The sequence below is a fragment of the Aequoribacter sp. genome (assembly GCF_965659035.1).
Lineage (GTDB): Bacteria > Pseudomonadota > Gammaproteobacteria > Pseudomonadales > Halieaceae > Aequoribacter.
In genome coordinates this window covers 1,496-5,487 of sequence record NZ_CBFHWH010000113.1, presented here as the reverse complement: position 1 = coordinate 5,487, position 3,992 = coordinate 1,496, and the positions used below count along the sequence as shown (strand labels likewise).

4 protein-coding genes and 1 tRNA gene are annotated in these 3,992 nt (G+C 53.7%); 1 reads left to right on the top strand and 4 read right to left on the bottom strand.

What is annotated here, in order from left to right:
• Positions 1-1,296 (top strand): serine hydrolase domain-containing protein (locus ACTF5Z_RS11140; protein WP_438985695.1); only part of this gene is annotated, 1,296 nt, incomplete at its 5' end.
• A gap of 348 nt (positions 1,297-1,644) precedes the next feature.
• On the opposite strand, the gene ACTF5Z_RS11135 is transcribed toward ACTF5Z_RS11140, so the two are convergent.
• From ACTF5Z_RS11135 to glmM, 4 genes are all read right to left on the bottom strand, one after another.
• Positions 1,645-1,730 (bottom strand) — tRNA-Leu (locus ACTF5Z_RS11135).
• Between the two features lie 11 nt (positions 1,731-1,741).
• Positions 1,742-2,116 carry a preprotein translocase subunit SecG gene (secG, locus tag ACTF5Z_RS11130; RefSeq protein ID WP_423850217.1) on the bottom strand — a complete coding sequence of 125 codons (375 nt, stop codon included), beginning with the start codon at positions 2,114-2,116 and terminating at the stop codon, positions 1,742-1,744.
• A gap of 10 nt (positions 2,117-2,126) precedes the next feature.
• Positions 2,127-2,870 carry a triose-phosphate isomerase gene (tpiA, locus tag ACTF5Z_RS11125; RefSeq protein WP_423850218.1) on the bottom strand — a complete coding sequence of 248 codons (744 nt, stop codon included), beginning with the start codon at positions 2,868-2,870 and terminating at the stop codon, positions 2,127-2,129.
• 54 nt (positions 2,871-2,924) lie between these two features.
• Positions 2,925-3,992, bottom strand: a 1,068-nt coding sequence (gene glmM / locus ACTF5Z_RS11120) for a phosphoglucosamine mutase (protein ID WP_438985694.1), incomplete at its 5' end; no start/stop codon positions are given.

The window sequence follows — 3,992 nt, the reverse complement described above, 5'->3', positions numbered from 1 at the left end:
CCTGAGGTCGTGCAAGCGCTGAAGGTTGAGGGGGCACGCGTCACCTTACCGGTAAGTGTCGCAGTCTCCAAAGAGGCCTTTACGCCCGAGTTTATTCGCAAGGCGCGAGAGAATTGGGGCAACTTTCATTTCCAAATGGGTGGTGATCATGCGCTCTACTACGCCATGCATCTGGACGAGTTCATGCCCTCAGCCGAAGCCTCGCCAAACGTCGAATACAAAACATTAGAGCGGAATCTCCGGCCTGAATTGCTCAATCTAAAGCAGTCCACGAGTCAGGGGGATTTATCGCTTCAGGAGTATATGGTCGATCCGCTTTACCGCGCCCAAGCAATGATCATGGTGCATAAGGGTAAGGTGGTCTACGAGAGTTATCCTGGCATGCGCCCGACCGACCGGCACTTGACGGCCTCTACCGCTAAAATCACCGTTGGCTTGGTCCTTATGCAGCTGATCTCCGAAGGTAAGGTCGATCTCAGAAAACCGATTACCGAATACGTGCCGGAGTTGAGTGGTACCGTGTGGGATGATGTGTCTACTTCGGACGTGGCAAATATGACCACGGGCCTCGACAATGAGGAAACTGTCGTAGCCCTTCTGCAACCCGATTCTCCCGTCACGCGCTTTCTTGCCGCCACTTCAGGCAATCCTCGTGCGACGACAGGGCTGCCCGAAGGCTGGATCGACGTGGCTCGCGATCAGAAGAAGTTAGATACTAACGAAAAGCCGGGTGATGTGATGCGCTACGCATCGCTCAATACGACTGTCTTGACCCGGTTAATTGAGAATGTCGAGAACAAGCCCTTTGTGGAAGTGTTCGAGGAACGGGTCTGGTCGAAGCTTTATGCCCGCCAGCCGATGATGTTCGGCCTTGCGCCCGATGGGACTGCACTGCCGGTAGGGTTCGCCATGGTGGCCCCCGAGGATTATGCGAAGTTCGGGGTGATGTTCACGCCAAGCTGGAGTGCAGTAGCATCGGAGCGAGTCGTGACTGGAGAAATGATGAAGATCCTTCACGAAAATGTCGACAAAGAGCGTTTTCGCAAGGGCGCCAAGTTGAAATCATCGGAAGTACAATTCAACGAAGCGGCTCAGGGCAACGCACTTCAGTTTGATTACGTCTGGGATGACGGCGCGATCGCTAAGAGCGGGAACCTCTTACAGATGATCTACATCGATCCCAAGCGTGATTTCGTCAGTGTCTATTTCTCGACTACTCCGTTCGTGGGCGGTTACGGTGAGTTCAAAGCCGGCGCCTATCAACGGGCCGCGGCCAAGATGTTAGCTGGGGAATGATGGGGGCTAAAAATCCTTTCTAAGGTATCTGGGCTGCAACAGTATGCATAAAGTATGTTGTGGCCTCCCCTCGGCCCTTCAGAGACGGCGATACCGCGCGCGAGGAAACAGCGAAGGCCGGGGTAGTCCCGCGACGAGAACGGAGTGACTGATTAGATACTTGCGATGACTAAATCACTTTAGTCGAATGGTTGGTGCCGAAGGCGGGGTGATTCGAACAGCGAATCACGCCTGAGCCCGAGCGCGATACCGCGCGCGAGGAAACAGCGAAGGCCGGGGTAGTCCCGCGACGAGAACGGAGTGACTGATTAGATACTTGCGATGACTAAATCACTTTAGTCGAATGGTTGGTGCCGAAGGCGGGACTTGAACCCGCACGAGCTATGCTCACCACCCCCTCAAGATGGCGTGTCTACCAATTCCACCACTTCGGCTTTGTTACTGCTTAATTGTCCCCTGAATCAGGAACAGTCGGCAAGTCGCTTGTTGGGCTCATTGCCTCGGGCTCATCATCCACAACGGGCAAGTCACTCGCTGGTGCCTCTGCCTCTACTGGAATTTCAATACCCAAATCTTCTACCGGTGCTGTCTTCTCATTAGCTACAACCGCTAGGGCGAAGCTGGTTGCAAAAAATGCCGCCACCAACCAAGAAGTCGCCTTAGTTAGGGCATTACCGCTACCCGCACTACCCAACAAAGTTTGCGACGCACCTGCACCAAAAGACGCACCCATGTCGGCACCTTTACCCTGCTGGATCATAATCAAACCAATGATCGCCAAGGCCACCAACAAATGTACTACTAAAATAATCTGTTCCATATTCTCTTGCCTATTCGGCCTTTGCCGCCGCCGCGGCATCAATAATTGCTAAAAACGCTTGCGCGTCTAACGATGCTCCACCCACCAGGGCGCCATCGACATCTGCCAAGGCAAACAAGCCTTCGGCGTTATCCGGTTTGACGCTGCCCCCATACAATAAAGGCGTTCGGTCGCTCAAACCCAAATCTTTTACTCGCTGCCGCACAAGGGCATGCATTGCCTGTGCCTGCTCAGGTGTTGCCACAACGCCCGTTCCAATCGCCCAAACCGGCTCGTAGGCTACGACTAAATCGGTCGTGGGCGCCAAGCCCTGCAAAGCCGCGTCAAGTTGCTCTATGACAACCGACTCCGCCTGTCCGGCATTGCGTTGCTCTAGGGTTTCTCCAACGCAAACGATCGGCACTAAGCCTTGACTCAGGGCTCGTTCAACCTGCGCTCGCACAAGTGCGTTTGTTTCATGTCGCTCTGCACGCCGCTCGGAGTGACCAACAATCACCCATCGCACGCCAAGATCAGCTAACATTTCAGCGCTGACATCGCCAGTATGCGGCACGGCCTGATCGGCACTCACCGTTTGCGCACCTACCCGATCGCAACCAAGCTGATCGATCGCAATTTGAAGATAGGGAAATGGTGGGCAAACGCCCCACTCAACGCCAGATTGGCTAGACCCAGCAACATTCGATGCAAGCGTTTTAGCTTGCTCTCGTGATCCCCACATTTTCCAATTGCCGACGACTAAGGCGTTTGGCATAGCATCACCTCTAAAGCGCGCGCAAGTCTATCGAAAGCACGGATTCGTTACAAGTCAATCTGCGAGTGCCTGCTCAACTTTTGTCGCCAAACTCGCACATAAATCGTTTACGGTGCTGGCATTGCTACCCTCGACCATCACACGCACTAAAGGCTCGGTGCCCGACAGACGCAGTAATACCCTACCCGAGTCGCCTAATGCCGACTCCACCTCAGCAACCGCAGCCTGCACTTGCGGATTAGCAGTAATATCAACGCGCTCAGACATACGCACGTTAATCATCGTTTGCGGCATCATATCCATTTCAGAGCACAACGCACGAAGACTGTCACCGCTCTCGACCACCGCGCGCAAAACCTGCAAAGCAGAAACAATACCGTCCCCTGTATTCGACACATCGGTGCAGATTAAATGTCCTGACGATTCGCCCCCCAACACCCAGCCATGCGCCAACATAGCCTCTTTCACGTAGCGATCACCGACTTTTGCCCGGAAAAATCCGAGGCCAAGGGCTTTAAGACCGACTTCCAACCCAAGATTTGACATCAATGTACCCACGACGCCTTGATCGTTACAACCACGCTGCTGACGTGATTTCGCCATAACGTACAGCAACTGGTCACCATCAATTTCTGCGCCCTGATGGTCAACAAAGAGCACTCGGTCACCGTCGCCATCGAAAGCGATACCCAAATCCGCTTGGGTTTGTCGAACCTGTGCAGCCAGAGCGCTCATATCCGTCGAGCCAACACCGGCATTAATGTTAAAGCCATTGGGCTCGGTACCAATTTTTGTCACGTTGGCGCCCAATTCTTGAAAAACCGCTGGCGCTACGTGATAAGTCGCACCGTTCGCGCAATCCACCACCAAATTTAAACCCGCCAGGCTAAAACCCCTAGGCACGGTCGATTTGCAATATTCAATATAACGGCCGCCCGCATCGTTAATGCGCACGACTTTGCCCAAGGCACTCGAACCCGAAGTCTCTAGCGGACGATCGATCATGGCCTCGATTTCAAACTCGAGCTCATCACCCAACTTGCCACCGTCATGGCCAAAGAATTTGATGCCGTTGTCCTGAAAAGGATTGTGCGATGCACTAATTACAATGCCAGCAGTCGC

Coding starts and splice junctions, on each gene's coding strand:
- tpiA (WP_423850218.1), bottom strand. CDS start 2,870: ATGCCAAACGCCTTAGTCGTCGGCAATTGGAAAATGTGGGGATCACGA.
- secG (WP_423850217.1), bottom strand. CDS start 2,116: ATGGAACAGATTATTTTAGTAGTACATTTGTTGGTGGCCTTGGCGATC.